Origin of the sequence: Arthrobacter sp. UCD-GKA (genome assembly GCF_001863355.1) — a bacterium.
Taxonomy (GTDB): Bacteria; Actinomycetota; Actinomycetes; order Actinomycetales; family Micrococcaceae; genus Paeniglutamicibacter.
Genome location: NZ_MOLR01000011.1, coordinates 1 through 24,174, shown reverse-complemented (window position 1 = coordinate 24,174; position 24,174 = coordinate 1). Strand labels below are relative to the sequence as shown.

The following is a 24,174-nucleotide window of genomic DNA, read 5'->3' as shown; positions in this document are numbered from 1 at the left end:
ATCAACATTCCGAATCAAGCAGAAAGCGAAACCATGGCATTGAAGAAGGTTGTTGTCACCGGCGGCTCGGGACGTGTCGGACGCTACGTTCTTGAGGAACTGGCCAAATCGTTTGACGTCCGCAACGCGGATCTTGCACCTGCCGCCACCGGTGCCGGTGGCCGGCCGCCGGCCGTTGTCGAGTACGTGCCCATGGACGTCATGGACCTGGATGCGGTAAGGGCAGCTTTGAAGGGCGCCCACGCAGTAGTCCACCTCGCAGCCATCGACTTTGATTGGAAGGCCAGCCCCGAAAAGTACATCCGGATCAATACCCTGGGGACCTGGAACGTACTTCAGGCAGCGGAGGAAAACGGGCTGGAGAAGGTCGTGCTGTGTTCCAGCATTTCAGCCTGCGGCCTCTCCGAAATGCGTGAGGATTGGACCCCGCAGTATCTTCCCGTGGATGAGGAACATGAGCTGCGCCCGGTTCAGGCCTACAGCCTGAGCAAGCAGATCATGGAAAACATGGGGCTGGCGGTCTCCCGCGGCTCCGGGATGTCGGTGATTTGCCTGCGCCCGCTGGCGGTCGTGCTGGAGGAAAATCTGGCGGAGTTCACCGCATTCATCGATAATCCCGATCTTCGGTGGCTGTTCTATTACATTGAGGCTTCCGATCTGGCACGTGCCTTCCGTGCCGCCGTCGAGGTCGAAGGAATCTCCTTCGATTCCTTCTTCATCAGCGCGGACGACACCTGCCATCCGGAACCAACCCTCGAGTGGTACCCACGGGTTATCGGCGAAGCACCTCCAGCCAAGGACTCCGCTTCATATGCCGGATCGTCCCGGGCATCGATCTTTTCCTCGGACAAGGCCAAGGCCAAGCTCGGCTGGAACCCCACGAGCAACTTCCTTGAGTTGCGGCGCCGTAACGGCTTGGAATTGAGCTCGGCGCCCACTGCCGCACGCTGATCAAAACAATCTAAAGGACCCTAAAATGACTGAAACATCTGTGAGAACAGTTGCCCCGCTGCCCGTGGTCCGCCCGGGCCAGGTGGCATGGACCGGGGATAACCCGTTCATCTACCTCAAGGCCGACCCTGCCGGAGACTGGAGCTCCCTGAGCGTCTTCTTCCGCATTGCCGCCTCCCCCTACGGGACCGGGCGCGCTGCCGTCGTGGTGGAAAACCCCTACGCCGCCGATGATCGCAAGGCGGCACGCGTCGTCCTGACGGATAACGTCGAACTGGCCCAGTACCTGGTGCGTGACTTCCTCGCGAAGTTCATCTTGTTCCGTCCCTCCGAGGTGATGGAAGACCTGGAATACGTGGCGGATGCGGAATTCAACCAGGTCCTCGAAGGCAACGACTGGACCGAGGAGGCCACCGCGGGAGACCGCAGCATCTCCCTCACCTGGCGGGGCCTGGGTGATCCCTTTGCCGTCGATGTGCCTGCACCGGAATCCGGGACGGGGCTTCACGAAATGTTCGCGGTCTTCCGCATTGCCCAGGGCGGGGAAGTCTCCGTGGACGGGCGTAGGCTAGCCGGTACCACCATCGAGCGGGACTTCCTCAACGGGCGGGGCCAGTCCGCCGGCATGGCGATCTCAGAGACATGGGTCGAACAGTAGTGGGCAGCACCGAGCTCCGTGCCGCACAAGCCATTGCCGGCATCAAGCCGATGTGGACCGGTCAGATCACCCTTGGCCAAGTGCTCTCTGCCCAGGGCACCCCTGAACGGACCCTTCTGCACGCAGGGCCCCCATTCACGGCTATCGACTCCGTCCCCGCACCGGTGCGCAATTCCATGTTGCAAGCAATCGTGTTCGAGGCTTGGGCCGTGGATCTGACCGATGCGGCATCCCTGCTGGACTCCGGCGGGATCCATCTGGCTCCCGCCCAGGATCATGACTGCCTCGTTCCCCTGGCCGGTGTCATTTCCCCGGGGATGTCGCTGCACGTGGTCCAAGACCAGGCTGCGGGGACGACCCAGTACGCGGTCATCAACGAGGGCATGAACCATTGCCTGCGCGTCGGCACCATCGAGGACGGACTGGTCGAGCACCAACACTGGCTGCACGGACCGTATGCACAGTGGCTCCAGGAACGGGTGACTCAGATCGGACCGGTGGATCTCTTCCCGATCCTCTCCCGGTCACTGGAATCCGGAGACGACGGGCACAACAGGACAATGGCGGGAAGCGCGCTGTGCGCAACGCTCCTGTTGGAGGACGATGGCTCCTCCCTTGGCGCCGAAGTAAAACCATTCATTACTGGAGCCCTGGCCTTCTCCCTGAACCTGTGGATGGCGGCGGCCGCCTTGGCCTTGCGTGCCGCCCAAGGCATGACGGGGGTGGACACCATCACGAAGGCAGGGGGAAACGGTATCGACTTCGGCTTCCAAGTCGCCTCCGATCCCGGAACCTGGCAAACGATGCCGGGAAGCGCTCCACGGGGACCCGTCCCGGAACAGTTCCGTGGCTTGCCGGTTCTTGGTGCCATCGGAGACAGCGCTGTAGTGGACTTCTTCGGCCTGGGGGGACAGGCCCTGCACCATGCACCAGCGACACTCGAAGCCCTTGGAAGCTTCTCCCCCGGCGGCATTTTGGACCGGCCCGACCAGCTGATGCCCATCAGCCATCCACGCCTGCCCATCCGCAGCGGCGTCTCGGCCACACGCATCATCGAGACCGGGATCACCCCCGTCGTCTTGCTGGGCATGATCGAGGCCAGCGGCCTGGAAGGCAGGATCGCCGGAGGCGCCTATGAGCCGGCGGTGGATGCCTTCCGGCTAACCGCAGGGTCCTACGCCGGCTGATCCACTACCCATCAAGAGGACTGTCGCAAGTAGTTGAAGCTGCTTGCGACAGTTCTATTTGAGCAAATTCCTCATCCAGACGTTAGGCTGGGCTAAACACTGCAATACCTATCGGCATAGGAGATACGGATGGCTTCAGCGCCCAAGACCACAATGGGGCCAGATCCCAACCTAATAACGCCGTCCCCGGTCGAGGCGGGGCCTACGGATGCCTCCGCTGATCCTGCGGCCTTCGGGGGCCGCATCCGGGCAGCCAGGGCAGAACGCAAGATGTCACTCCGCGAGCTTGCCCGTCGACTGGATATTTCAGCTGGCCACATTTCGCAAGTTGAGCGCGGGCTGGTCAGGCCCTCAATCTCGCTGGTGTATTCCATCGCGTCCGAGCTCTCAATCGATATGGGCGACCTGTTCGGCGACAATGCAGCCAAGAATACGCACTTTGAAGGCGTCACGCGCACGGAGGGCGAGGAACGCTTCGTGACCCGAGCTGCCGAGCGACGCACGATCGACCTGCAAACGGGTGTGCGCTGGGAACTCCTGACGCCCACCACACGGGAACCAGTGGACTTCCGCGAAATCGTCTACCCTCCCGGAGCTGGATCGGATCTGCCCGGCGCATTCGTGCGCCATTCGGGCCGTGAATACGGCCTCTTGCTGGCAGGCATTCTGCATGTCCAGTTCGACTTCGAGGAATACGAGCTCGGCCCCGGCGACAGCATCGCCTTTGATTCGACGGTTCCCCATCGTTTCTGGAATGGGGGCACCGAAACCGTACGTGCCGTTTGGTGCATGGTAGATTCCACTCCCGGGGAAGCCTGCGGGTTCTAGGAATCCGGCGTAGCCGAATCCAGTGGGCCGTCCACTCAAATCGAATCGGCCCTCTCCAGCATCACTTGACCGGAGCGCCGGAGGTACTGGTATACCGTTTCCCTGCTCAACCCGTATTCCCGGGCCTGCTGTGCCTTCGGGACCCCGGCGGCCGCCCGGGCAACCAGCTCGCTGACCTTGTCGGGGTCCAAGGCTCGTTTGCGTCCCTTGTAGACCCCGCGGGTCTTCGCCAGGGCAATGCCCTCGCGCTGGCGTTTTGTGACAACGAGGGAAGCGGCCGACCGCCTGGGCATCAGCAATGTCGCAGTGCGCAAGATGCTGCGCACCGGCCGATTCACCGGGGCGGGCACCGCCGGCCGCACCCTGCTCATCGATCCCGCGTCCCTGCAGCGGGTGGCCGATGCCGAAAAAATTCCAAATTTGTCGTGATGATCAGACTCCGCTTTTCATACCCGTCCGCTACCACCTGGAATAGCAGTCTGGCCCCTTCGGTGTCGATCGGAAGGTAGCCAAGCTCGTCGATCGCGATCAGCTGGTTCTTGGCCAGGGACGCCAGTTCCTTGTCCAGCCGGTCCTCCTCCTTGGCACGGCGCAGCATCATCACCAACGCGGAGGTGGTGAAGAATCTCGCCTGGATGCCTTGCCTGCACGCGGCGGCCACCAGTGCGGTGGCCATGTGCGTCTTGCCCGTGCCCGCGTCCCCATAGAGCACCAGGTCCTGGGCGCGGTCGATGAAATCCAGGGACTCGAGGGGTTCGCGGCCGTAGTCCTCGGGGAACCGAACGCTGCTGTAGTCGAACCCGGTCAGGGTTTTCATCGCCGGCAGCCGCGCGGCCTTCAACAGCCGCTGGCGTCGGGATTCCAGCCGGGATTCATGGTCTGCGACCAGCACCCCGTGCAGGTATTCGCGTTGCCTCGGGGTGCCCTTCTCGGCCCATTCGGTCAGCACGCTGCCGGTCAGCGAGGCGTGCTTACCGGCCTCGAGGAGGTCCTGGACGGTGATCGGGTTCATGCGACTTCTCCCGTGACCATGTTCAGGGTGGTGAAGGTGTCATAGATGCTAAGGTCCACGTTGGCCGCCGGTGGTTCGGTGCCGTCGGCCAGACGGCGGACGAGCATGCCCAGCATGGCCATGTCCGGTGCATCCCCGCGCTGGATGAGGGAGTCGGCGGCCTGCATCGCGGCGTCGAACCCGGTGGTCCCGGACGCGGCATCCACCCCGTTGAACAGCCGTCGCCGGTCGGTGGCCGTGGCCTTGTCCAGCCAGTCGCGCACCGGGTCGGTGACCAAGGCCGCAACGGGGAATGAGACCAGGCCCCGGGATTGGTCACCATCAACGGGACCAGGGACGAAGGCTCGAAGATCGTCTCGGTCTGCTTCCCGAAGACCCGCGGGAGGCTGCGGACCGGCTCGGAGTGCTCTTGCGCAGGAGCTTGTATTTCCATTCCTTGAACCGGCCCGCGGCCAGTTCCGTGGCCAGGAACCGCAGATACGAGGCCAGGGCTTGGTCCGTGAACTCGGTGATGCCGTTTTCGGAACAGAACACCTCGAATCGGTGCCACGCCCACCGGTACTGCATCAGCGTCGACGGCGCATGGTTGAGTCGGAGGATCTCGGTATCGGCCGTGGAGATCAGCTCGGCGATGGGGGTCGTCATTTCTTTCTCACCTCTTGTGAATGTGAACAGGGGTGAGTCAGCGTATGCCCGGATTGTTATCCCGAGGAAGGCCTCAAAAGCCCCAATGGATCATGGGGATGCGGCGGCAGACTCGGGATAACGGAATCCCCGGGATAATCGTGCCCTGAAAATGGATTGCAGTACCTGGATTCCGACCTGGATTCCGACCTGTAATGAAGCTTGAACGCGCCAAACAGCTTCGTCTCCACGACCCTGGTCCCGACCCGGCGTCCGATGCCCGTGGCGTTGTCGAAGACCATGTGGCGTGGCACGGCCCCGATGTGCTCGAACTCGGTGCGCAGCCCGTGGGCCACGCATTCGGCGGTCTCTCCGCGGTAGGCGTGCACGAAGCGCATGTTCGAGAACGGGAAGGTCACCAATAGGATGTGCGCCACCTGCCGGATCCCGGCGATGAAAGCCTCCGCCTCACCGAAGTCGACCTGCACGATGCCGGCGGGCCAGACCAGTTCGGTGAAGCCCTCGCCAGACTGCCGGTTCGCTGCCAGCCACTTCTTCACGTGCCGCTGGACCGGCGAATAGGAACCGGTGTAGTGGTACTCCTCCACGAGCCGGTCAAAGACCCGCTTGGCCGTGTGTCGCTGCTTGCGCGGCCGGTGTGCGTCCTCGCCGAGCCACTGCTCGATGAGGTGGACGAACCCGCTCAGCACGGAGGCCGCGGGTCGGGTCTTCGGCGCCGCCGGTGCCGGAGAGAAGTCCTCCAGCTCGGCGTACTTGGCCACCGAGGTTCGGCTGACTCCAAGCCTTCGGGCGATCTCCCGCACGGGGACTCCCTGGGAATCCAAAGTTCTGATATTTTCTTGTACGGACGCTTTGCAATGGCAGCGCCGTAGGGAACCTATCTGGGGTGGGGGGCCCATGTCCCTTGACACTCTGGACGGGCCCCGGACCACCGGACGATCTCTATCTCCAAGCCAACCCCGGAATGACGATTTCCCGGGTGAATTCACTGACCTAATTCTTACCGCGCTTTTGGCCTGAAATGGGCCGCCAACTTGGCTCATTTTCTTCGCTGAAACGGTCTACGGATAGTTGATCACACACACCATGGATGCCATGGGACACAAGGACACGAAGGTCGGTGCCCTGTGTGCGGAGCTCGGGATCACCTGACAGACCCTCTACCGGCACGTCTCCCCCACAGGTGAACTGCGGCCAGACGGCGAGAAACTCCTAAAGTCTCACTTTACCCGCCCGCGCCGGTCATAAGAGGCGTGGTGCGCATTGCCGGTGCTCCCTTAGTCGAAATGTGATTTACTCTTTCTTCGGCTCGTTAGGAGGGGGATTCTTGCATGAACTTGGAGACTTGCTGGGGGAAATATTCCTCCAGATCTTTTGCGCGGCCGGCGTCGCTCATGCCTACGGCGATATTGATTCCCGGCAGGATACCCGTCAGCGGAGTGAAGGTAAGATCCTGTGCCCCTAATGCCTGTTGGGCCATGACGGTTCCGGCAGGAACCATACTTACGCAGCCACCTAGGCGAATGAGGGAGAGCATTGTTCGATAATCATCAACAATGTGGAACTGGGTGATCGAGAGGGAATCTATCATCGCGGTGGTGATCGCGGCGTGGTGGGTGAGCACCGGATTGTCAAAGAGGATAAAGCGGTAGTCCGCGAGCAAGGCTTTGAGGGAAGGTTGGCTGTGTTCACCCAAAGATGTGCCCTCAGGATGGATGAGCACGGTTTGTTCGGTATCTACGATTTCGGTGTGAAAAGGGTAGTCCTGGTCCGGGGAATAGAAGAGTGCGGCATCAAGCTGGTTGAGTTCCAACAAGTCAATGATTGTTGTGGCCGGCCGGGTAATGATTTGAAGGTCATCAAGCGTGTAGCGAGTCAGTGCGGTCTGCACGACCGACCGCACGGATTGTTCGGAAAGCCAGCTATCAACGCCCAGAAGAACCTTGCGCGGGTGGTCAACGACTTCGGTGAAGCTTCTGGGCTTCGGCATCTTCTGCTTGCCCAGGACCTGTGAAGCATTGGACAGTTCTCTCAGCAGCTGGGCTGCGTAAGGAAGAAAGTAGGCGCCTTCGGTGGTCAAGGAAACTCCGCGCCAGTCGCGTTCCAAGAGCGCGAAGCCCAGGCTCTCTTCGAATCTTCGCAGGCGTTGGCTCATCGCCGGCTGGGTCACATAGAGGCTGGCCGCTGCCTTTGAAATACTTCGATGCTTGGCGACGGCGAGGAAGGAACGTATCGTTTCTACATCCATGGGCAGGTCCGTTTCTACGTAGAGCATCCTGCACCGGCGGGCGCTGGTAGCGAGTGCCGGTGCAGGGCGTCCATCAGGTGGCTGGCTCAGTGCTCCCGTGCGGGCTCCGAAACAGGCACCTGGTTATTGTGTGCTTTGCCAATCTTTCTTGGCGCTGTTTCCCGCAGAAAAGCGGATGCGACGACGCAGATCAATAGTCCGCCGAGTGCGAGGTACAGTGCGTATTCTATGCCGTAATTTTGGGCGAGGAACCCTGCAAGTGACGGCGCGACTCCCCCACCGAAGATCTCGGCAATACCAATGACCGTTCCGGCGGCTGCTGCCATCAAGCCAGCGGGAACCGACTCCACGGTGATCGTGCCGCCCAGCAGCGCCAGGCAGCCATTAGCCCCGAAGGCAATGAAGAAGAGCAACAGGAACAAAACCGGCACCACCGGTCCCTGGAGGATGAACACCATAAGCAGGGCCATGGCAATCAACAAGGCGATGATCACCACCGGCTTACGCCCAAAACGGTCCGAGAGTCCGGGGATGGCGAGTTGTCCGGCGAATGCGCCGAATCCGATTCCCGAGGCGATGATTCCCATCGTTGTCATTTGGATCCCGTGGAAATCGGTCAGGTAACTGGGGACCATCGCGCTGAGGACGAAAATACATGTCATGGCTCCGCACAGCGCTACGATGGCCAATCGAATATTTCGGTATTTGAAAACATCCAGCCAGCGGACCTTCTGGGTGGATGTTGCCTCGACTGCAGATTCGAAGGCCGGAAGGTCCCGGGGTTCGCGGATCGTGCGGAAGATGAAGAATGCCAGGACCAGTCCGGGGATGATCATGATGGCGAAAACCCAGTGCCAGCTGGGAAGTACCTGGAGCAGCTGAGTGGCAATAATCGGGCCAAGGCCGATGCCGAATAGGGCAAAGGTGCTCTGTTGGATTCCCATGTTTAGGCCACGCTTGGCGGGCCGGGATGCTTCGGCGGTAGCAGCAACGGCCGTGGGGCCGAAGGCCCCTTCCGTGATTCCCATCAGGGCGCGGATCACGATCAGACTGAACAGGCCGGTGGCCAATCCCGACAACAGTGAGCACAGCGAGAACAAGATGATCGCGGTGAAAAGAACCTTCCGGCGTCCCAACCTATCTGACAGGCCTCCGATGACCAATGCGGAGAAGCCCCAGGCCAATCCCAGCGCTCCGATGATATTGCCCAGGTCCTGATAGTTCAGCCCGAGGTCCAGCATCATGGAGGGGAACAAGGGGCTGATGATCCAGCGGTCAAGTCCTACCAGTCCGAACCCCAGAGAGAGAAGTAGGACCGTGCGGCGCTCATAACCTACGTCGTACTGGGCTGGTCTCATGCTTGTGGCTCCTGAGCACTTGTGCGGATTTCGTCGGCGAGGTCGCTACTGCTGAGGACACGGCCGAAAAAGGAAGAGATGCTTTTTTCGGTCGCTGCCTGTGCTTCCTCGGATAATGCCCCGGTGGCGTCACTGACGAACACAACTTTGTAGTCGCGCATGAATGCACTCCGCGCGGTGGACTCGCAGCAGACTTCTGAGAGCGTTCCGGTGATGATGACGGTATCGATCTGATGCAATCCACGGATCGTCGTCAGGATGGTATCCAGCGCGGTGTTATGGAAGGCGTCGTAGCGGTGCTTCTGTATGACTATTTCGTCTTTAGCCGGCTTCAGGTCATCAACAACCCGTGCTCCCGGGGTCCCCTTGCGCAGTCCAGCGGTTCGCAGGGCAACGTTGTAGGTGCTTTCCAGCGGGGACACGTCAAACTCGTCGAGCAGGACATGTTCCGTGAAGATGACAGGGATTCCTGCCTCTCGGCAGTTTTCCATCACCCCTTGTATTTGGGGAAGCTTACGCCGCGCCATGGGCACTTCCATCGGATGGTCTTCGAGGACAAAGTCGTTTTGCATGTCGATGACAAGTAGGGCGGATTTGCTGGGATCCAAACGCCACATAGCGTTCAATCAGAGCTCCTTTATAAATAGGTGCTTGGGCAGTTGAGCCCAGGTCGTCAGAGAGTCGAGTGTGAGCCTATCCACAAAATGAGCGATCTAAGTCATAGCAATTTCTTATACCCCCGGCGGTGAAGACCCTCCCGATTTGAGATCCCTAGCGGTCTTCGCCGGTGAGTCCAGCACACAAGAGGTCGGGGCAAAGCTCGCGGAAAGGTGTCGCCTCAACGGGACTTTTTCATTGACAATTTGGTTTTCTTGACGTCCACGAAAACCATGCCCGATCCCCCAGCGCGACGCCCCAGAACCAAAAATCCGACGCCTAAAAAACTTTGAGATTTCAAGGAAGTCAGATTCGCGCATGCCCCGCTCGCATTAATGCCCGGTGAAGGTGGGCGCAAACGCTACGCTGGGGGCACGTCGCCGCATCTCTTCGGGTACACCGCGTCCCCACCAACCACCAGGACCTCGCCTCCCAGCAGGCAGGGCTGAAATCCCTCGGAGTGCCCGAGGACCTGGTCTACGTCGACCACGGGCTCACCGGACGCAACCACGCACGCCCCGGACCAGGCCCTGGCCGCGTGTCGGGCCGGGGACACCACGGCGGCAAGCATACCAGCGCGGAAATCGCCGAATTCTTCGGCGTTGCACGCAGCACGGTATACCGGATCGCCCAACGCACAAGCATCAAATAATAGATATTTACTATATTCCCATTAATTCGTGAACCACCAAAGAATCCAGAGGAATCAATTTTGATGTGAAACAATGTGCTAAATTTATGCAAATCGACACATTGGAGAATGCGGCTTTCTATGAGCGTGCCAAAACCACTCCAGAAAAGAAGTCATTAGTTTCAACCATTATTGTTTTGCATTCGAATACAAGAAAACTCGTCCTTTTCGTCAGCGAATCCTGCCTGCTACACAAGTGAGACGTCCACAACCAGAGCTGGTCCAGGCCCTAAGGATTGGATGGTTGCAAGTTCAGCCCTTGCCATCGTTGTATTTTTCACATGAGTTCTTGGATAACTCGCCTTCGCACACATTCCCGGCGTTGAGTCCCCCAGGAACAAATTTTGTCGGCGCTAAGCCCAGTTCTTCACCTGAACGCACCCATGTGGACGTGGATATACAGGTATCCGTGTCTCCGCTGGCCGCTGATGAGCCGAAACGGTAGCCGTCAATGGGAAATTATAGAGCCGCCCGTGGGTAGTTTTCATGGTCGCCGACAGATGTGCTAAGCGGTTGGGTAAAGTGGGTAGAATAGATTGGCAGCTTCCATCATCGTTCGTTGCTTTCACTGAAAGTACACATGTTCTCCGGAGCGAGCGGCGGCAGCGTCCGCGATATGTTCGCTCAACATCTCCGCTTCCTCTCCAACGCATCCAAGGGAGAGATGAATGTGAGGTTTCAGGTTGGGACCGGAAATAAAGGCAGCGCCCGGGGCCACGGATATACTTTGCGCGGCGAGCCGCAATAGGGTTTCCTGCTCTGACACGACGGGCACCCAAAAATTGAGTCCGGCATTCGAGAAACTGCTAATTCCTCGCCGTGCCAGAGCGTCCTGGAATATTCCTCGGCGCCGATCGTATTCTTGGCGCGCGACTCCGATCATAAGTTCCACTTTTGGGTCGTCCAGGCAGGCCTCGAGCAACGCCCGACTCACTGAACTTACCCATTGTCCGCCGGCCCGCCATACTGCTATTCGGTCGATAATGGAGCTAGGTCCAGCAATAACGCTCACCCGCACATCCGGGTGGATTTCCTTGGCAAACGACCTGAGGAGCACTGTGCGTTCGGGTGCGATGCTCGCCAACCGTACGGCGGTGTTCGGCACAAGTTCTCCATGATGGTCCACTTCTATGGCGGTCGCATCGTGCCGCTTAAGCAATGCACCGATCTTTTCAAGGTTCTCCGTAGGCACCATGCAGCCCGTGGGGCTATGAACCCGAGTTTGTAGCAAAACGACACGGACCCCACTTCGCAGCGCAGCGTCCATCTCGTCGATATCGTATCCTTGGTCGGAAAAGGAGATGGGTGCGGCACTCATTCCGGACTGCTTCAGAATCACGCCGTATAGCGGGAACTCTGGATTCCCGACTCCGATCGATGCCCCACGATGGCTCACCGCCTGCAGAACTCGCGGGAGAGCGCCGATCACCTCGGTGTCGAGAAGCATCGATTCAGGCTCATAGCCGATGCATCGCAGCAGGCTTGACCGCAATACTTCAGAAATGTCGTCCTTGCCCGCGTATCCGGCGAAGGACGCTTGTTCTGCCACGCGCCGCAGCATGAAACCCAGGTCTACCTGTAAGGCAGGATCCGGGTATCCAGGAGCCAGAAAATGTTGGAACCGTTCCCGTTCGAGTCCTTGGAATCGATAGGCAGTGGCTTCGACTGGTCGTGCAATCCGGGTCCCACCGCGGCGCTTCGTCTCAATGACACCCATTTGTACAAGGCTTGCCCATGCTCGACTGACCGTGGACGTCGACAGCCCCAATGTTCGCGCCATCACCGCAATCGTTGGAAGTCTGGTTCCTACTGCCAACTGTTCAGTGCGGGCTGAAAGGAGTACCGCGTCGACGAGGGCATCTGCGTTGAAGTCGAGCAAATTTCTCTGCAGCACCAGCAACACGGGTTCAATATCATTCATATGTTATCTCCTATTATCCACATCACATCTCGGATAGTCTGACGAGTACATCCTAGCCAACGACGACAAGGAAACACCCCATGAGAAAGTCAGTCTTGACTCTGGCCGGAACCACGGTAACCGCAGCTGCCCTTGCTCTCTCCCTGGCCGCATGCGGCGGAGTCGGTGAGGCGCGTGAAGCTGGGAACAGCTCCGTCCCCACCATCAATTCCGGCACCTTGACGGTCTGTATTTCCAAGAATGCCTACGAGCCTCTTTACTGGAATGATGGGGGAACGCTGACCGGTTTTGATGTCGATTCCATCAGCGAGATCGGTAAGGAGCTTGGGCTCGAGACATCATTCAGCGAGATGGCCTTCGATGGTCTTTTGCCGGCCCTTCTCTCAGGTCGCTGCGACATTCTACGATCTGGCCTCTACGTCAACGAGGAACGCAGCGCGAAAGCCGATACGATTCCCTACCTGACAACTGGTCCAGCCTTGATCGTTCCTCAAGGAAACCCCCTGGGTCTCAAGAACCCGGAAGATCTGTCCGGGGTCCGAATCGCGGCTCAAGCCGCCTCTGCAAATGAGAAGATCCTTCGTGGAATTAGTGATGGCCTGGTGGCAGAGGGTAAACCCGGTATTGAGCTGTCGGTGTACCCGGAGCTACCCGAGACGATTGGGGCGCTGAAAAACGGGCGAGTTGACGCGACGATAGAAACCGACGTAGCAGCGATGCAGGCGGTAAAGACGCTTGGTGATAATTACGAGGTCACGAATTCGATATTCGATGCGAATACCAAATTCGGCATGTTCCTACCGAAGGACAGCGAACTAACTTCGACCATTTACGACGTAGCTTTAAAGCTCACCGAGAACGGTAGGTTCGCCGAGGTGGCGGAAAAATATGGCCTGCAGCCGTCACGCATCGTCGCACCCGGATCGGAATAAGGATGACGTTCGAACCGGATATATTCTTTGAGGCGCTGCTCTCGAAGGGCTACTTTCAGGGCGCAGTTACCGCGATCACCCTTGCTGTGCTGGTGCAGGCGGCTTCGATCGTACTGGGCTTCTTCCTGGCGCTGGGTCGGGAAAGCAAGCGAGGCTGGCTTCGGACCCTAAGTGCTGGATACGTCTGGGTCTTCCGCGCGTTGCCCGCGCTCCTCATCCTCATCCTCATTTGGAATGCACTGCCACAGCTTATCCCCGTGCTGAAACTGGGCTGGTTCAGTCCATATCTCGCCGCGCTATTCGGCCTGACCCTGCTTGAAACTGCACTGATGGCTGAGATCCTGCGTTCGGCCCTGGCATCCATCCCAAATGGGCAGTTGCAAGCCGCAAAGGCGCTTGCGCTGAAACCGTGGAGCGCCATCTGGCATGTCCAGATCCCCCAAATGATCCGTGTCGCAATCCCGCCTACCGGCAACCAGTTTATCAACATGGTGAAGATGACCAGCCTCGCCTCAGTCATCTCCCTTCAAGAGCTGCTCTACACGGCGGCCCAAGACGTATCTCGGACATTCAGCTACGCAGAGTACTACTCTGCCGCCGCGGTCTACTACTTGGTCATCGTTTCGCTGTTCATGATTGCGCAGGCGTGGGCAGAACGGAAATTCGCTTGGACAAGCACGCTGGGCAGGAGTCGTTTCCGTAGAGGATCCTCCTCGCCCCAAACCAAGGAGGTTCTCGGTGTCTAATCCCCATGCACTCATCCAGGCGGACGCAATCACCAAAATTTACCAAGGGAAGCCGGCGGTGGACGGGGTGTCCTTCAGCACTACGAAGGGCGAGGTTACGGCGATCCTTGGCCCGTCGGGCTCTGGAAAATCGACATTCCTTCGCAGCCTTGCCTTACTTGAACCAATCGACAACGGGAAAATCCTCTTCGAAGGAGAGCTCGTTGGGCAGCGTGAGCGGCGAGGCAAACTCGTGCCAGCTTCGGAACGCCAGCTGGCTGGGGACAGGGAGAACATTGGAATGCTCTTCCAGAACTTCAACTTATTCCCCCACATGTCCGTGGAGCGAAACATTATGCTCGCATTAGGCGTCCATAAACGAGGGAGCATCGCAGAAAACCGGGACACTGCGCTATCGATGCTCCAGCGGGTCGGTCTCGACGGCCATGCCTCGAAGTACCCAAGTGAGCTCTCCGGTGGTCAACAGCAGCGTGTAGCGATCGCCCGGGCCCTCGTACTCAAACCAAAAATCATGCTGTTCGACGAGCCCACATCGGCCTTGGATCCTGAACTGGTCCGCGAAGTACTCAGGGTCATGGAGTCGCTCGCCGAAGAAGGCATGACCATGATTGTCGTTACCCACGAAGTGGGGTTCGCGCGAAACGCGGCGTCCAGAGTCATCCTTTTCGAAAACGGACGCATCCATGAAGATCTGCCTCCCAACAGATTCTTCTCACCGGAAGCGTCGGAACGCACTTCCGCCTTCCTCGAGCATGTTCTGTAGCTCCGATCAATTGCATTGCCTGGAGTGTACTAAATTCGGCATGCCCTACAACGACTGATATTCACAAAAATGAAAGGTACATCATGAACAACACCGATCTTTATGGTCCTGCCGAGAACTACTTCCACAAACTTCTCGGCCCCGAAGCGGAGCCAGGGTTCAGTGACTCTGGGGAACTCGAACGAAACTGGGGACAGCGCTGGGGCAGCGCAGACGAAACCAGTCCTCTTCGCATGGTCATCGTCCGTCGACCCAATCCAGGAATGGCTGACATCCGGGCCGATGCATGGAGCAATGAGGCTCAGGCACTGGTTGATCCGGATCGGAACTGGTACTACAAAAGAGCAACGCCGCCGGATATGGACAAGGTGTTCGACCAGCATAAGCAGCTAATCGAGGCACTCAAGGCGGAAGACGTAGACGTCGTGGTTGCGCCCGACCTACCCCGGACATTTACCAAGTCCGTCTATGCTCGCGACCCCATGTTGACTGTTCCCGGTGGAGCAATCATCACTCGCCTTGCTCCTCGCATGCGACGAGGGGAAGAAGCCAGCATCACCCAGACAATTGCAGCGTTGGGCATGCCCATCCTTGGGACGATCACCGGCACAGGTCTCGTCGAGGGCGGCTCGTTTCATATGTTGAATCGGAACTTGGCTGTCTACGGGACTTCGATTCGCTGCAATGAAGAAGGGGCACAACAACTCGAAAGCCTCTTGCAGCCCCTTGAGATCCAGCTAATCAAGGTTCCACTGCCAGGCTATACGATTCACACTGACGGCCAGTTCATGGTCCTCGACGAACGCACTGTTATGGCGAACCCGCACCGCCTGCCGTATCAGTTCCTCGCTCAGCTCGAATCCCTCGGGTACGAGATCGTCCACCCCCACCCAGACGAGCAGAACTCCTGCAACTCCCTTATGGTCCGTCCCGGCCGCATTATCATGGCATCGATTTACCCCAACACCGCAGCCATGCTCCGCAAACGAGGCTTTGAGGTAGTACTGATCGAGTACGACGAGATTATCAACAACGGCGGGAACATTCACTGCTCCGTAAACGAACTCATCCGCGATTGGCAGTAGAGGCTCATGACGGAATATTCACTGCCTGGCCGGGAAACGATCGGCTCGTTTGCTGCGACTTGCCTAGCTGAAAACGGTGTTGACACCGTATTTGGGATTCCAGGAACCCACAACATCGAGATCTATCGGGGACTTCAGCGACGGAATATCCGTCACATCCTGACGAGGCACGAGCAAGGGGCCACTTATGCGGCGGACGGATATGCCCGCGCTAGCGGGCAGCCAGGGGTCGTGATAGCCACTAGTGGCCCCGGCATCACCAACTGCATCACTGGAATCGCCAACGCCTACGCTGATAGTGTGCCCCTCTTGGTGCTTTCCCCCGGTCCACGGAGGGGTGAAGAACGCCGGAATTTAGGATTCTTGCACGAGGCGAAGGATCAACGGTCCGGGATCGACTGCTTCGCAGAAGAGAGCATCCGCGCGGAGTCACAGAGATCACTCGAGGAAGCCATCCATGGCGCTTTTCTCAGGTTCAGGACGGGTCGTCCTCGTCCCATACATATTGAGATTCCCACAGATCTTCTTGAGGAGGAAAGTGCCGGAGCTCCGGAAGCAGCCTGGAATGCAGGTATCCCGTCTCCTGATAGCGCCGCGATCACGGCAGTGGCTGCTGCGATCCGAACTGCGGAACGCCCGCTGATCCTAGTCGGTGGCGGATCGGCAAACTATGGCGACATACTCTCCTCACTCGTCGACTTAACAGGGATTCCCGTAGTGACCACGGTTCAGGGTAAGGGAACCGTATCTGAGCGGCACCCGCGGTCAGTGGGAGCACTTGCGGGAGGCTCCAGTGGATTCCAATCGCTACAGCGTGCAGATTTTGTGCTGGCTTTCGGTACCGAACTGAAGAATGCCGGGCTGGGAGCTGACGTTCGCGTTGCGCGGTTTGATATCGATGCCGGTCAACTTCACAAAAACCATCGATCCGATTTCCCTGTGCTTGGCGACGTAGGTCTATCAGCAGCAGCACTCCTGGCGGAATTGGCTAACTCTCCTCCTACGATGTCCGCCACTTGGTTGCGCGAGGTATTAAGGGATGGCAAGTCCACTCGTGCGGGGGCACAAGAGGTTTGGGCCGTGCTTCACGATGCAGTTACTAACGCAGCTCGAGGTACTTCTGAAAAACCAGTGATTCTGACGGGAGATAGCTCGCAGATTTCTTGGCTGGGGACGGTCCAGTCGGCGGTGCTTGAACGTCCGCGCAGCTTCCTTACCACCGATGGATACGCCACCCTAGGATACGGACTACCGGCAGCAATCGGTGCGAAGCTTGCACGACCCGAGGCGAGCGTGGTCTCGCTTCTGGGCGACGGAGCCCTAATGTTCAGTGTCCAAGAACTGGTGACTGCCGCCGAACAGCGACTCGCGTTGCCTATCGTAGTGTTTGACAATGGCGGATATGCGGAGATCGAACAGAACATGCGCGATGCAGGGGTCGCGCCATTCGCGGTAGCCCTCACTCCTCCCAAGTACGCGGCATTGGCGACGGCTCTGAACTGCCGATTCTCAGCTACAGAAACTCCGGCAGGGCTCGAAAAGGCCGTGCGGGAAGCGCTCACCGCAGATCGCCCAACTTTGATTCGAATCGCTGCCGAGGATTTCAACGCCCCGGTTTGGCGCCACTAGCTAACACCAAGTAGGTGTACTTGCCAGATGCAAGGTCGAGAGAGGGAACAGGTTTTGACTGAGAAAGACGAGGAATTTCTTTCGGATTGGGCCGTTCATTCTCGCTTCGGCGCGGTCCTAGGGACGACTGGTGTTGATCGTCAAGCGGCCAGCGAAGCCGACGGGGAACAGCGCAAGTGGTTCGCAAGGCTCCTAGAATCGCGTAATTTCTCGGTTCACCGCGATCCGATAGGTAATCAGTTTGGGCTTCTCGAGCTCATACCTGGTGCGCCGTTTGTTCTGACCGGCTCACACATGGACTCGCAGCCGACATCCGGGAGATTCGACGGCGCGTACGGTGTAATGGCGTCCACGCATGCATGCTTCCGCGTGGCCGAGGAACTTCAGATCGATATCTCGTCGGCGCGCTACAACTTAGCAATCGTCAATTGGTTCAATGAGGAAGGATCCCGCTTCAAGCCATCCATGATGGGTAGCTCAGTTTTCACAAGCAAATTGCCTCTTGCCGCTGCCCTAACGACACTCGATCAACGCGGTATCAGTGTCAAGGACGCGCTGGATTCGATTGATGAGCGCGGTGAATTTGAGGGGTTAGATGTGGCCTCGTACGCTGAAATCCATGTGCAGCAGGGGCGCAGCATGGAGGATGACGGAATAGCGATCGGAATCGTGAACGCTACGTGGGCAGCGCACAAGTTCGAGTTTCGGGTAACGGGAGAGCAAGCGCATAGCGGATCAACGCTCATGGAGGAACGTCGTGATGCGCTTCTCGGTGCCGCGCGCTTGGTAGTCGCAGCGCGTGAACTAGTAAACGAATTCGAACCTGGGGAACTGCACACTGCCTGTGGAGAGTTGACGGTTTACCCTAATTCTCCGGTGGTGGTGGCCAGCGAGGTGCGGTTGCTTGTTGACCTACGTTCCCCGAGTGCCGAAGTCATCGACGCCGCATACAGGGCGCTCATGCGAACTGTAGAGCGAGTCCAGCGGGAGGATCATGTGTATATTGAAGTTGTCGCTGAGCACTGCTGGGACCAGAATCCCTACCCGGAGTCCGGAGTGGAGCTAGCTCGAGAGGTTGCCGAAGAACTCCAACTCGAGCATGACCTTGTCATGACAGTCGCTGGACACGATTCCACCAACATGAAGGACCTGGTGCCAACCATCATGCTCTTCGTACCTAGTGTCAACGGAGTTTCGCACAATCTTAATGAGTTGACCAAAGACGAAGATCTCCTTGTCGGCGTAAATCACCTCACAGCAGTGGTAAGACGACTCGTAAATGGGGCATTATGAACCGTCACCGAACTGGCCCCTCCCTTCTTGGTGCGGTGGAATTGAACGGTCACTCCCCACCCAAGCTGAGGTAACGGTAGACCGTTGCGCGGCTGACTCCAAGGATCTTGCCGATGTCCGCGGGCTTGATCCCCTGGGCCTTCAGATCCCGGGCGCGCTTCACCTGTCCGTGGTCCGCGGTGATCTCCCGCCGGCCCGCGGGCCTCCCGTTGGCGGCCGCCACCGCCATCCCGGCGCGGGTGCGTTCGGCCAGCTGGTCGCGCTCGAGCTGGGTGAAGGCCGACATCACCGTCAGCATGGCCGTGCCCATGGGCCCGGTGGTGGCGATCCCCTCGGTGAGCGAGCGGAAATGGATCCCTCGGGATTCGAGGTCATCGATCAGCGCCAGGAGATTGCGGGTGTTGCGTCCCAGCCGGTCCAGCTTCCACACCACCACCTCGTCCACACCCGGACGCAGGTGGTCCAGCATCTTCTCCAGCTCCGGGCGGCTGGCCCGGGTCCCGCTAACCCCGTGGTCGATGAAGATCCGTTCGCACCTGGCCTGCTTCAGGGCATCCAGCTGCAGCTGGGCGTTCTGGTCCACCCTGCTGACACGTGCATATCCGATACTGGCCAAATTTGGCTCCAAAGTCTCGTTAAAGGTTTGTGATGTCTCAGGAGATCGGTGACAGTTCTGCCTCAGGACACCGGTGACGGTTGATGTATCAGGACTTCGGTGACAGTTGCCCGAGATTCTGGTCCTTGCCAAAGACTGGGCGGGACTTGGAGATGCCGACGTAGGCCGTGCCTTTCGGCGGCCAGGCATAGTCGGCAACGACTYCCTCTTCGATGTTGACGAAGATGACGCCGTCATCATCCCAGCTCGCGATGACGGTTCGTCCGCTCATCGATGCGGTCAGGGAGAACATGGTTCGTCCGATGTTGACGACACCGTTGGAATAGGCCTTTAGCTTCCGGCTCCCGGCGCCGGAGGGTTGGATGATGCTGCCGGTGACCCGCCCCGGCCCACCGCCCGCAAGCATGTCGTCCTTCATTGCGCCGGCGGTGGAAGCGGCGGCTTCCTGCTCCATGGCTCCCGCCGGGCGTTGGGCAACGCCAAGGGTTCCTGGTTCGGGCGCAGTGGCCTCTGGAGGAATAGGGCTTGGCCTGGGTTCCTCGGCCACGGCCGTGGCATCCCACGACTGCTGCGGGGTGATGCGCCCGGGCAGTCCCTGGTGTGGGCGCTCGGTGTTGTAGATGTGGTCGAATTGGTCAACCTGGGCCTGGAGCTCGGAGCGGGATTGGGCCAGGGGCTGCTTGTCCAGCCAGCGAAACAGGGTCTGGTGGAAGCGCTCGTTCTTCCCCTGGGTGGTCGGTTTGTACGGCTTACCGGTGATCGCCTTGACCCCGAGCGAGGTCACGTAGGCGACCAGCTGCCCTTCGACCCCGCGGCGCGAGGGGTTCAGCGCAGCGCCGTTGTCGCTGCTAAGGCGAATTCGCCTTAGCACCGACAACGGGCTTGCACTCAACCCCATTCGCCGTGGTTGGGAAAGCCAGCTGCTGACCTACATGCGCTCACTGGGGGTCTCCATGATTACGGGAAAACCCTATAAGCCCACGACGCAGGGAAAGAACGAACGGTTCCACCAGACCTTGTTCCGGTACCTGGACAAGCAACCCATCGCCGCGACGCTAGATGAGATGCAACAGCAAGTCGATCGTTTCGACACCATCTACAACACGCAGCGACCCCACCAGAGCCTGCCTGGACGTATCACCCCTCAGCAAGCATGGGAGGCCACCCCGGTAGCCGAACCGCCCCGCCCGCAACCGCGCACCGAACCACCTGCACAGGAAAGCGCACTCATCGCTCCGCAACCTCCGCTTCCGAACAACAAACCGTCACCGGCTACCAGTTCCAAGACCACAGGCAGCCTGCTGCCGGCAACAACCGAAGGGCACCACCTGCTCAAGGTCTACTCCAACGGAACCGTTCGTTTCAGCAACGTCGTCTATTCCCTGACGACCAGAATGGCCCACCGCACCGTGGGGGTGCACTGGGATCCCCACGGAATCACCTTCATCGATGCCGAAGGACAGATCCTTGCTGAATTCGATTGGCCCCCGAAGGGCATTGCGTACCGGGGAATGAAAAACGCACGCAACGCCTACCAACCGGGCGGCCGAGAATAAACTGTCACCGATCTGCTGAGACACGAAACGTCACCGATGACCTGATGCAGAAGTGTCATCTTGAACCGTCCCGGAAATCATGCCGCCGTCTTGTGTGCGGCAGCTTCGGGTAACGAGCCTGTCATTTCATCATAGTAGGCTCGCTCAAATTCCTCTGGAGTTTGGTGATCCAGCGAGGAATGCAAGCGGTCATTGTTGTACCAATAGACCCAGTCGAAGACGACCTCTACGACGTCGGAATCGGTCTTCAATGCACCATGGCGGAAGGGGGAACCTTTGGCCACGGCCTCGTTCTTGAACAAGCCCATCACGGTCTGCGCGGCGGCATTATCGTAAGCGTCGCCGACGCTGCCGATCGAAGGAATCAGCCCCTCAATTTCCAAGGTGTCGGTGTACCGGATCGAGGTGTATTGGCTTCCCGCATCTGAGTGATGCAAAAGTCCCTTGTCAACCGGCCTATTGTTGTGTTTTCGGCGCCACAGGGCCATTTTCAGGCACTGCTCCACGAACGCCGTGTCCTTGACGGTGGAGGTTTCCCACCCGACGATGGCCCGCGAATACAGGTCGATCACCAACGCCACGTAGACGAATCCGGAATACACCGGCACGTACGTGAAATCCGTGACCCAAATGCGGTTGGGGGCTCTGGCGCTGAAGTTCCGGTTCAGTAAATCTCCTGCGCGCTTGCCGTCCTCGCCAGGGATGGTGGTGCGGATCTTGCGGCCCCGGATCAGGCCGTTCATGGACTCGTCACGCATGAGTCGGTCAACGGTGTGTTTGGAGACCTCGGGGAAGCCGTTGCGACGCAGCCATGCGGTCATTTTCCGGCGGCCGTAGAGGATTTCCGGCCGGGGCCGTCCTTTGGCATCTCGCTTGTTGAGCCCGCGCAATATGTCAATGGCCTTCGCATCTTCAACTGCTCGCAGGGCCGGCAGCCGTGTTTTCCAGGCCCGGTAGGTTCGTGCGGCGACCTGCACGCCCTTCACGTGCGGGCGGTCCCGGTCGACTCGACCGCATGACCTTCGGCCCGCTGCTCGTCAACGAATCGGCAGATTAGCGGCGGCGAGGGTCGAGTTCCCTCGCGAAGAAAATCGATGCAGCTTTCAGGATCTCGTTCGCTTCCTTCAAATCCCGATTCTCCGCCCGCAACGCCTTGAGCTCATCAAGTTCGGTGGTCGTTGGGCCGTCCTTCACACCGGTATCGACCTGAGCTTGGAGCACCCAGCGACGCAATGATTCGGGACCGACATCCAGCTTCGGAGCCAGGGCCTTGCACGCTGCATACACGGAAGGATATTCGGAGAGCCGGTCCACAACCATCGCTACGGCGCGGTCACGAACTTCGGCAGGGTATTTCTTGGGCATGGTTGCTATCTTTCTCTCGAAAGACAGCGGCATCAAATCAGGGACGGTTCAGCCGGTGGTACCGGGGTCCGAGGTATTCCGCCTACCGTGTCCCGTTGCTTGCCCGGCGGGCAGGGATCTGGCGGAATTGGACGCACAGCCAGGGAGCAGGCGAAAACGCATGATCCCCCTCTCGTACGGGCCGGCGCCAGCGCGGGGCGAGAACCAACTTTCGAAGGGGTCCGGTGGAGGACATCCCGACCCAAAGGAAAACCCCCGCACCCGCGCACGTTGGGGGTGGGCGCGGATGCGGGGGCCTTCCATCCCGTCCGGTGGCAGGTTGGGGGAACCGCACTTCCGGACGAACACTTCACGCTAGTCGCGATGGACCCCAGCGGCAAAACGCCACCGCTGTCCCCTTCCCGCCAGGAAACGCGGCACACCAGTACGATGCCGCGCCGATGCGCGCGTACAAGGAGGAGCAGCGTTTCACATCCCCGCGGGTACTGCCGGGCCAGGAATGCCATCGTCCGAATCTTGCGCCAACCTTGCGTCTTTACCTGCGGAAAAACAGCGGAAGCCCAGACATAGTGGGGGCATGCGGGAACTAGAGACGCCCGCATGCTACGGGCACACCGTGGGCTGCTTTTCGCCCACCGGCGACCTTGGGGTCGTGTCCGCGCAGGAAACCTCCGCCTGAGAAACGGAGGTTTCCTGCCAAACTCCCCGGGCGCTGCTTACCCGCGGCTGAAACGCACTCCAACCAATACGTGCTTACCACCTTCACTGCGCTGCTTGCTCCGCGGCTGCATGATCAGAGAGCCAGCAAACCCGGAAGGCAAATGGCTGTCGGGGCCAACCCCGGTCGAAGGATTGCCTTCACGCCTGTCCGGCAACTACCAATGACACTTGCGATTGCCCTCGCCGTAGATCATTTTTAATGACCCACTGATTAGGAATAAATCCACTAATATGATATTTTGTCCCCAGGGCCACAGTGCAAATTCCTTTCCGGCCCCAGCCCGGGATTCTCACCGGCATTCGTCTCTTTTGACCAAAGGTCTCTCTCATGCGTCGTCTCACACGCGTTTCCCTTGTCATGGCCGGCTCGGCAGCTCTCATCGGTTCGATGGCCCTGCCCGCTTCTGCAGCCCCCACCGATCCCACGAATCTCAGCGTGGAGGTCAATGGCGGAGATCTCGCAATTGATGGCGGAACCGCACCGGCAGGTGCCACCCTAGACCCAGGACAAATGGCAAACTTTACCTTGACAGATGTAACGGTGACCGACACCCGTGCCGGCGTTGAAGGATGGACGGCGTCTGTCTTCATGAGCCCCTTCGAAAGTGTCTCTACAGGAACCTTGGCCCCGGCCAGCGCCCTCTACACTCCCGAGTTGGCAGCCCTGACGGGCACTTCGACCGTGGCAGAAGCAGCAGCTGGGGTTTCCGTACTGGGGGCCACCGATGTGGGAACTGCCGTGGCAGTCCAAACGGCCACGGGCGTGACCGGAAACAACACGGCAATTTGGGGTGCCGTCCTGGCCATCGAGGTTCCGGCCCAGGCGTTGGCCGACACATACACCGCAACGCTGACGCACTCGGTTCTCTAAATGCGCAAGGGGAGGCGCCCGTACTCACGGGCGCCCTTCGCCTGCCCTGGAGAATCTTCAAACTTCTGGCGAGTAAACGCCCACAACACAGGGGTCCCTGGTCTTTTCGTGCGTTATCTGATTACTGCCTTCTGCCTGCTCGGCCTGATGCTGGTTCCCGCAGGACCGGTCAGCGCCCAACCCACCTCCGTGCCCATCCAGAGTGCCAAGGACACACCGCCCCCGGCACCCACCGGCGTGGGCGTGCGGCTGCTGGATATTCCGGCAGCGACGCAGAAAGACCCTCGGGCACGGTCCTACATCGTGGACCGTCTGGCTCCGGGCACTGAGATCACCCGCCGCATCGAGGTGACAAACAACTCCGGCACCGCACAGTCCGTTCGGATTTACGCCGGCGCCGCCCACATTGAGGATGGATCTTTTGTGGGCGGGAACGATCCGG

At 59.3% G+C, this 24,174-nt stretch carries 22 protein-coding genes and 4 pseudogenes; 14 read left to right on the top strand and 12 right to left on the bottom strand.

Annotated features, from left to right (window positions below):
* Positions 1 to 33: 33 nt before the first annotated feature.
* The 4 genes from BLJ79_RS17735 (at position 34) to BLJ79_RS17720 (ending at position 3,624) form a co-directional block, all read left to right on the top strand.
* Positions 34 to 951 carry an NAD-dependent epimerase/dehydratase family protein gene (locus BLJ79_RS17735; RefSeq protein WP_071216112.1) on the top strand — a complete coding sequence of 306 codons (918 nt, stop codon included), beginning with the start codon at positions 34 to 36 and terminating at the stop codon, positions 949 to 951.
* Between the two features lie 25 nt (positions 952 to 976).
* Positions 977 to 1,609 (top strand): hypothetical protein, encoded by a 633-nt coding sequence (locus tag BLJ79_RS17730; RefSeq protein ID WP_071216111.1) that lies wholly within the window; start codon positions 977 to 979, stop codon positions 1,607 to 1,609.
* Complete coding sequence (locus BLJ79_RS17725) at positions 1,594 to 2,796, top strand: oxamate carbamoyltransferase subunit AllG family protein (protein ID WP_083411425.1); 1,203 nt, start codon at positions 1,594 to 1,596, stop codon at positions 2,794 to 2,796. The genes BLJ79_RS17730 and BLJ79_RS17725 overlap by 16 nt, the downstream gene beginning before the upstream one ends.
* 129 nt (positions 2,797 to 2,925) lie before the next feature.
* The gene (locus BLJ79_RS17720) at positions 2,926 to 3,624 is read left to right on the top strand and encodes a helix-turn-helix domain-containing protein (RefSeq protein WP_083411424.1); all 699 of its coding nucleotides are present in this window, start codon (positions 2,926 to 2,928) and stop codon (positions 3,622 to 3,624) included.
* Between the two features lie 35 nt (positions 3,625 to 3,659).
* Here BLJ79_RS17720 and BLJ79_RS17715 read toward each other — a convergent pair whose 3' ends face one another.
* From BLJ79_RS17715 to BLJ79_RS17670, 9 genes are all read right to left on the bottom strand, one after another.
* Positions 3,660 to 3,986 carry a helix-turn-helix domain-containing protein gene (locus tag BLJ79_RS17715; protein WP_502686112.1) on the bottom strand — a complete coding sequence of 109 codons (327 nt, stop codon included), beginning with the start codon at positions 3,984 to 3,986 and terminating at the stop codon, positions 3,660 to 3,662.
* 5 nt (positions 3,987 to 3,991) lie between these two features.
* Complete coding sequence (locus BLJ79_RS17710) at positions 3,992 to 4,636, bottom strand: ATP-binding protein (RefSeq protein WP_175475527.1); 645 nt, start codon at positions 4,634 to 4,636, stop codon at positions 3,992 to 3,994.
* Positions 4,633 to 4,914 (bottom strand): hypothetical protein, encoded by a 282-nt coding sequence (locus tag BLJ79_RS17705; protein ID WP_071216109.1) that lies wholly within the window; start codon positions 4,912 to 4,914, stop codon positions 4,633 to 4,635. The genes BLJ79_RS17710 and BLJ79_RS17705 overlap by 4 nt, the downstream gene beginning before the upstream one ends.
* A 43-nt stretch (positions 4,915 to 4,957) precedes the next feature.
* On the bottom strand, positions 4,958 to 5,281 hold the full coding sequence (locus tag BLJ79_RS17700) for a hypothetical protein (protein ID WP_071216108.1): 324 nt from the start codon (positions 5,279 to 5,281) through the stop codon (positions 4,958 to 4,960).
* Positions 5,282 to 5,337: 56 nt separating this feature from the next.
* Entirely contained in the window at positions 5,338 to 6,105 is a 768-nt protein-coding gene (gene istA / locus BLJ79_RS17695; protein WP_175475526.1) for an IS21 family transposase, read from the bottom strand.
* 488 nt (positions 6,106 to 6,593) lie between these two features.
* Positions 6,594 to 7,529 carry a LysR family transcriptional regulator gene (locus tag BLJ79_RS17690; RefSeq protein WP_071216106.1) on the bottom strand — a complete coding sequence of 312 codons (936 nt, stop codon included), beginning with the start codon at positions 7,527 to 7,529 and terminating at the stop codon, positions 6,594 to 6,596.
* An 86-nt stretch (positions 7,530 to 7,615) separates the two neighbouring features.
* Complete coding sequence (locus tag BLJ79_RS17685) at positions 7,616 to 8,887, bottom strand: MFS transporter (RefSeq protein WP_071216105.1); 1,272 nt, start codon at positions 8,885 to 8,887, stop codon at positions 7,616 to 7,618.
* Entirely contained in the window at positions 8,884 to 9,504 is a 621-nt protein-coding gene (locus BLJ79_RS17680; RefSeq protein ID WP_071216104.1) for an isochorismatase family protein, read from the bottom strand. Before BLJ79_RS17680 ends, BLJ79_RS17685 begins: the two co-directional genes overlap by 4 nt.
* A gap of 1,296 nt (positions 9,505 to 10,800) precedes the next feature.
* A complete protein-coding gene (locus BLJ79_RS17670) occupies positions 10,801 to 12,156 on the bottom strand; it encodes an aminotransferase class I/II-fold pyridoxal phosphate-dependent enzyme (protein ID WP_071216102.1) in 1,356 nt (451 codons plus the stop codon).
* A gap of 80 nt (positions 12,157 to 12,236) precedes the next feature.
* Here BLJ79_RS17670 and BLJ79_RS17665 point away from each other — a divergent pair, with 80 nt between their 5' ends.
* From BLJ79_RS17665 to BLJ79_RS17640, 7 genes and pseudogenes are all read left to right on the top strand, one after another.
* Positions 12,237 to 13,088 carry a transporter substrate-binding domain-containing protein gene (locus BLJ79_RS17665; protein WP_071216101.1) on the top strand — a complete coding sequence of 284 codons (852 nt, stop codon included), beginning with the start codon at positions 12,237 to 12,239 and terminating at the stop codon, positions 13,086 to 13,088.
* 2 nt (positions 13,089 to 13,090) lie between these two features.
* Complete coding sequence (locus tag BLJ79_RS17660; RefSeq protein WP_071216100.1) at positions 13,091 to 13,834, top strand: amino acid ABC transporter permease; 744 nt, start codon at positions 13,091 to 13,093, stop codon at positions 13,832 to 13,834.
* The gene (locus BLJ79_RS17655; protein ID WP_071216099.1) at positions 13,827 to 14,597 is read left to right on the top strand and encodes an amino acid ABC transporter ATP-binding protein; all 771 of its coding nucleotides are present in this window, start codon (positions 13,827 to 13,829) and stop codon (positions 14,595 to 14,597) included. The genes BLJ79_RS17660 and BLJ79_RS17655 overlap by 8 nt, the downstream gene beginning before the upstream one ends.
* Before the next feature lie 83 nt (positions 14,598 to 14,680).
* Entirely contained in the window at positions 14,681 to 15,682 is a 1,002-nt protein-coding gene (locus BLJ79_RS17650; RefSeq protein ID WP_071216098.1) for a dimethylarginine dimethylaminohydrolase family protein, read from the top strand.
* A 6-nt stretch (positions 15,683 to 15,688) separates the two neighbouring features.
* Positions 15,689 to 16,036: pseudogene (locus BLJ79_RS23955) on the top strand (thiamine pyrophosphate-binding protein); the annotation flags it as partial.
* Positions 16,037 to 16,045: 9 nt separating this feature from the next.
* On the top strand, positions 16,046 to 17,311 hold the full coding sequence (locus BLJ79_RS17645) for a thiamine pyrophosphate-binding protein (RefSeq protein ID WP_353615491.1): 1,266 nt from the start codon (positions 16,046 to 16,048) through the stop codon (positions 17,309 to 17,311).
* Between the two features lie 27 nt (positions 17,312 to 17,338).
* On the top strand, positions 17,339 to 18,604 hold the full coding sequence (locus tag BLJ79_RS17640) for a M20 family metallo-hydrolase (protein WP_071216096.1): 1,266 nt from the start codon (positions 17,339 to 17,341) through the stop codon (positions 18,602 to 18,604).
* A 49-nt stretch (positions 18,605 to 18,653) separates the two neighbouring features.
* Here the strand turns inward: BLJ79_RS17640 and BLJ79_RS17635 are convergent, their stop codons facing one another.
* Both BLJ79_RS17635 and BLJ79_RS24105 read right to left on the bottom strand, forming a co-directional pair.
* The gene (locus BLJ79_RS17635) at positions 18,654 to 19,220 is read right to left on the bottom strand and encodes a recombinase family protein (protein WP_071216095.1); all 567 of its coding nucleotides are present in this window, start codon (positions 19,218 to 19,220) and stop codon (positions 18,654 to 18,656) included.
* Positions 19,221 to 19,308: 88 nt separating this feature from the next.
* Positions 19,309 to 20,076, bottom strand: a pseudogene (locus BLJ79_RS24105) (integrase core domain-containing protein); the annotation flags it as partial.
* Positions 20,077 to 20,173: 97 nt separating this feature from the next.
* Here BLJ79_RS24105 and BLJ79_RS23585 point away from each other — a divergent pair.
* Positions 20,174 to 20,776, top strand: a complete 603-nt coding sequence (locus BLJ79_RS23585) for an integrase core domain-containing protein (RefSeq protein WP_217641931.1) — start codon at positions 20,174 to 20,176, stop codon at positions 20,774 to 20,776.
* Between the two features lie 77 nt (positions 20,777 to 20,853).
* Here the strand turns inward: BLJ79_RS23585 and BLJ79_RS17620 are convergent.
* Positions 20,854 to 22,141 (bottom strand): annotated as a pseudogene (locus tag BLJ79_RS17620) (IS3 family transposase).
* 1,309 nt (positions 22,142 to 23,450) lie between these two features.
* On the opposite strand from BLJ79_RS17620, the gene BLJ79_RS17610 reads away from it, so the two are divergent.
* Entirely contained in the window at positions 23,451 to 23,732 is a 282-nt protein-coding gene (locus BLJ79_RS17610) for a hypothetical protein (RefSeq protein WP_139194943.1), read from the top strand.
* Positions 23,733 to 23,840: 108 nt separating this feature from the next.
* Positions 23,841 to 24,174 (top strand): annotated as a pseudogene (locus BLJ79_RS17605) (hypothetical protein); the annotation flags it as partial.

Excerpts from the sequence above, each read along its gene's own strand:
- BLJ79_RS17735 (WP_071216112.1), top strand. The coding sequence starts at position 34 with ATGGCATTGAAGAAGGTTGTTGTCACCGGCGGCTCGGGACGTGTCGGA.
- BLJ79_RS17730 (WP_071216111.1), top strand. The coding sequence starts at position 977 with ATGACTGAAACATCTGTGAGAACAGTTGCCCCGCTGCCCGTGGTCCGC.
- BLJ79_RS17725 (WP_083411425.1), top strand. The coding sequence starts at position 1,594 with ATGGGTCGAACAGTAGTGGGCAGCACCGAGCTCCGTGCCGCACAAGCC.
- BLJ79_RS17720 (WP_083411424.1), top strand. The coding sequence starts at position 2,926 with ATGGCTTCAGCGCCCAAGACCACAATGGGGCCAGATCCCAACCTAATA.
- BLJ79_RS17710 (WP_175475527.1), bottom strand. The coding sequence starts at position 4,636 with ATGAACCCGATCACCGTCCAGGACCTCCTCGAGGCCGGTAAGCACGCC.
- BLJ79_RS17700 (WP_071216108.1), bottom strand. The coding sequence starts at position 5,281 with ATGACGACCCCCATCGCCGAGCTGATCTCCACGGCCGATACCGAGATC.
- BLJ79_RS17690 (WP_071216106.1), bottom strand. The coding sequence starts at position 7,529 with ATGGATGTAGAAACGATACGTTCCTTCCTCGCCGTCGCCAAGCATCGA.
- BLJ79_RS17685 (WP_071216105.1), bottom strand. The coding sequence starts at position 8,887 with ATGAGACCAGCCCAGTACGACGTAGGTTATGAGCGCCGCACGGTCCTA.
- BLJ79_RS17680 (WP_071216104.1), bottom strand. The coding sequence starts at position 9,504 with ATGTGGCGTTTGGATCCCAGCAAATCCGCCCTACTTGTCATCGACATG.
- BLJ79_RS17670 (WP_071216102.1), bottom strand. The coding sequence starts at position 12,156 with ATGAATGATATTGAACCCGTGTTGCTGGTGCTGCAGAGAAATTTGCTC.
- BLJ79_RS17665 (WP_071216101.1), top strand. The coding sequence starts at position 12,237 with ATGAGAAAGTCAGTCTTGACTCTGGCCGGAACCACGGTAACCGCAGCT.
- BLJ79_RS17660 (WP_071216100.1), top strand. The coding sequence starts at position 13,091 with ATGACGTTCGAACCGGATATATTCTTTGAGGCGCTGCTCTCGAAGGGC.
- BLJ79_RS17650 (WP_071216098.1), top strand. The coding sequence starts at position 14,681 with ATGAACAACACCGATCTTTATGGTCCTGCCGAGAACTACTTCCACAAA.
- BLJ79_RS17640 (WP_071216096.1), top strand. The coding sequence starts at position 17,339 with ATGCAAGGTCGAGAGAGGGAACAGGTTTTGACTGAGAAAGACGAGGAA.
- BLJ79_RS23585 (WP_217641931.1), top strand. The coding sequence starts at position 20,174 with ATGATTACGGGAAAACCCTATAAGCCCACGACGCAGGGAAAGAACGAA.
- BLJ79_RS17610 (WP_139194943.1), top strand. The coding sequence starts at position 23,451 with ATGAGCCCCTTCGAAAGTGTCTCTACAGGAACCTTGGCCCCGGCCAGC.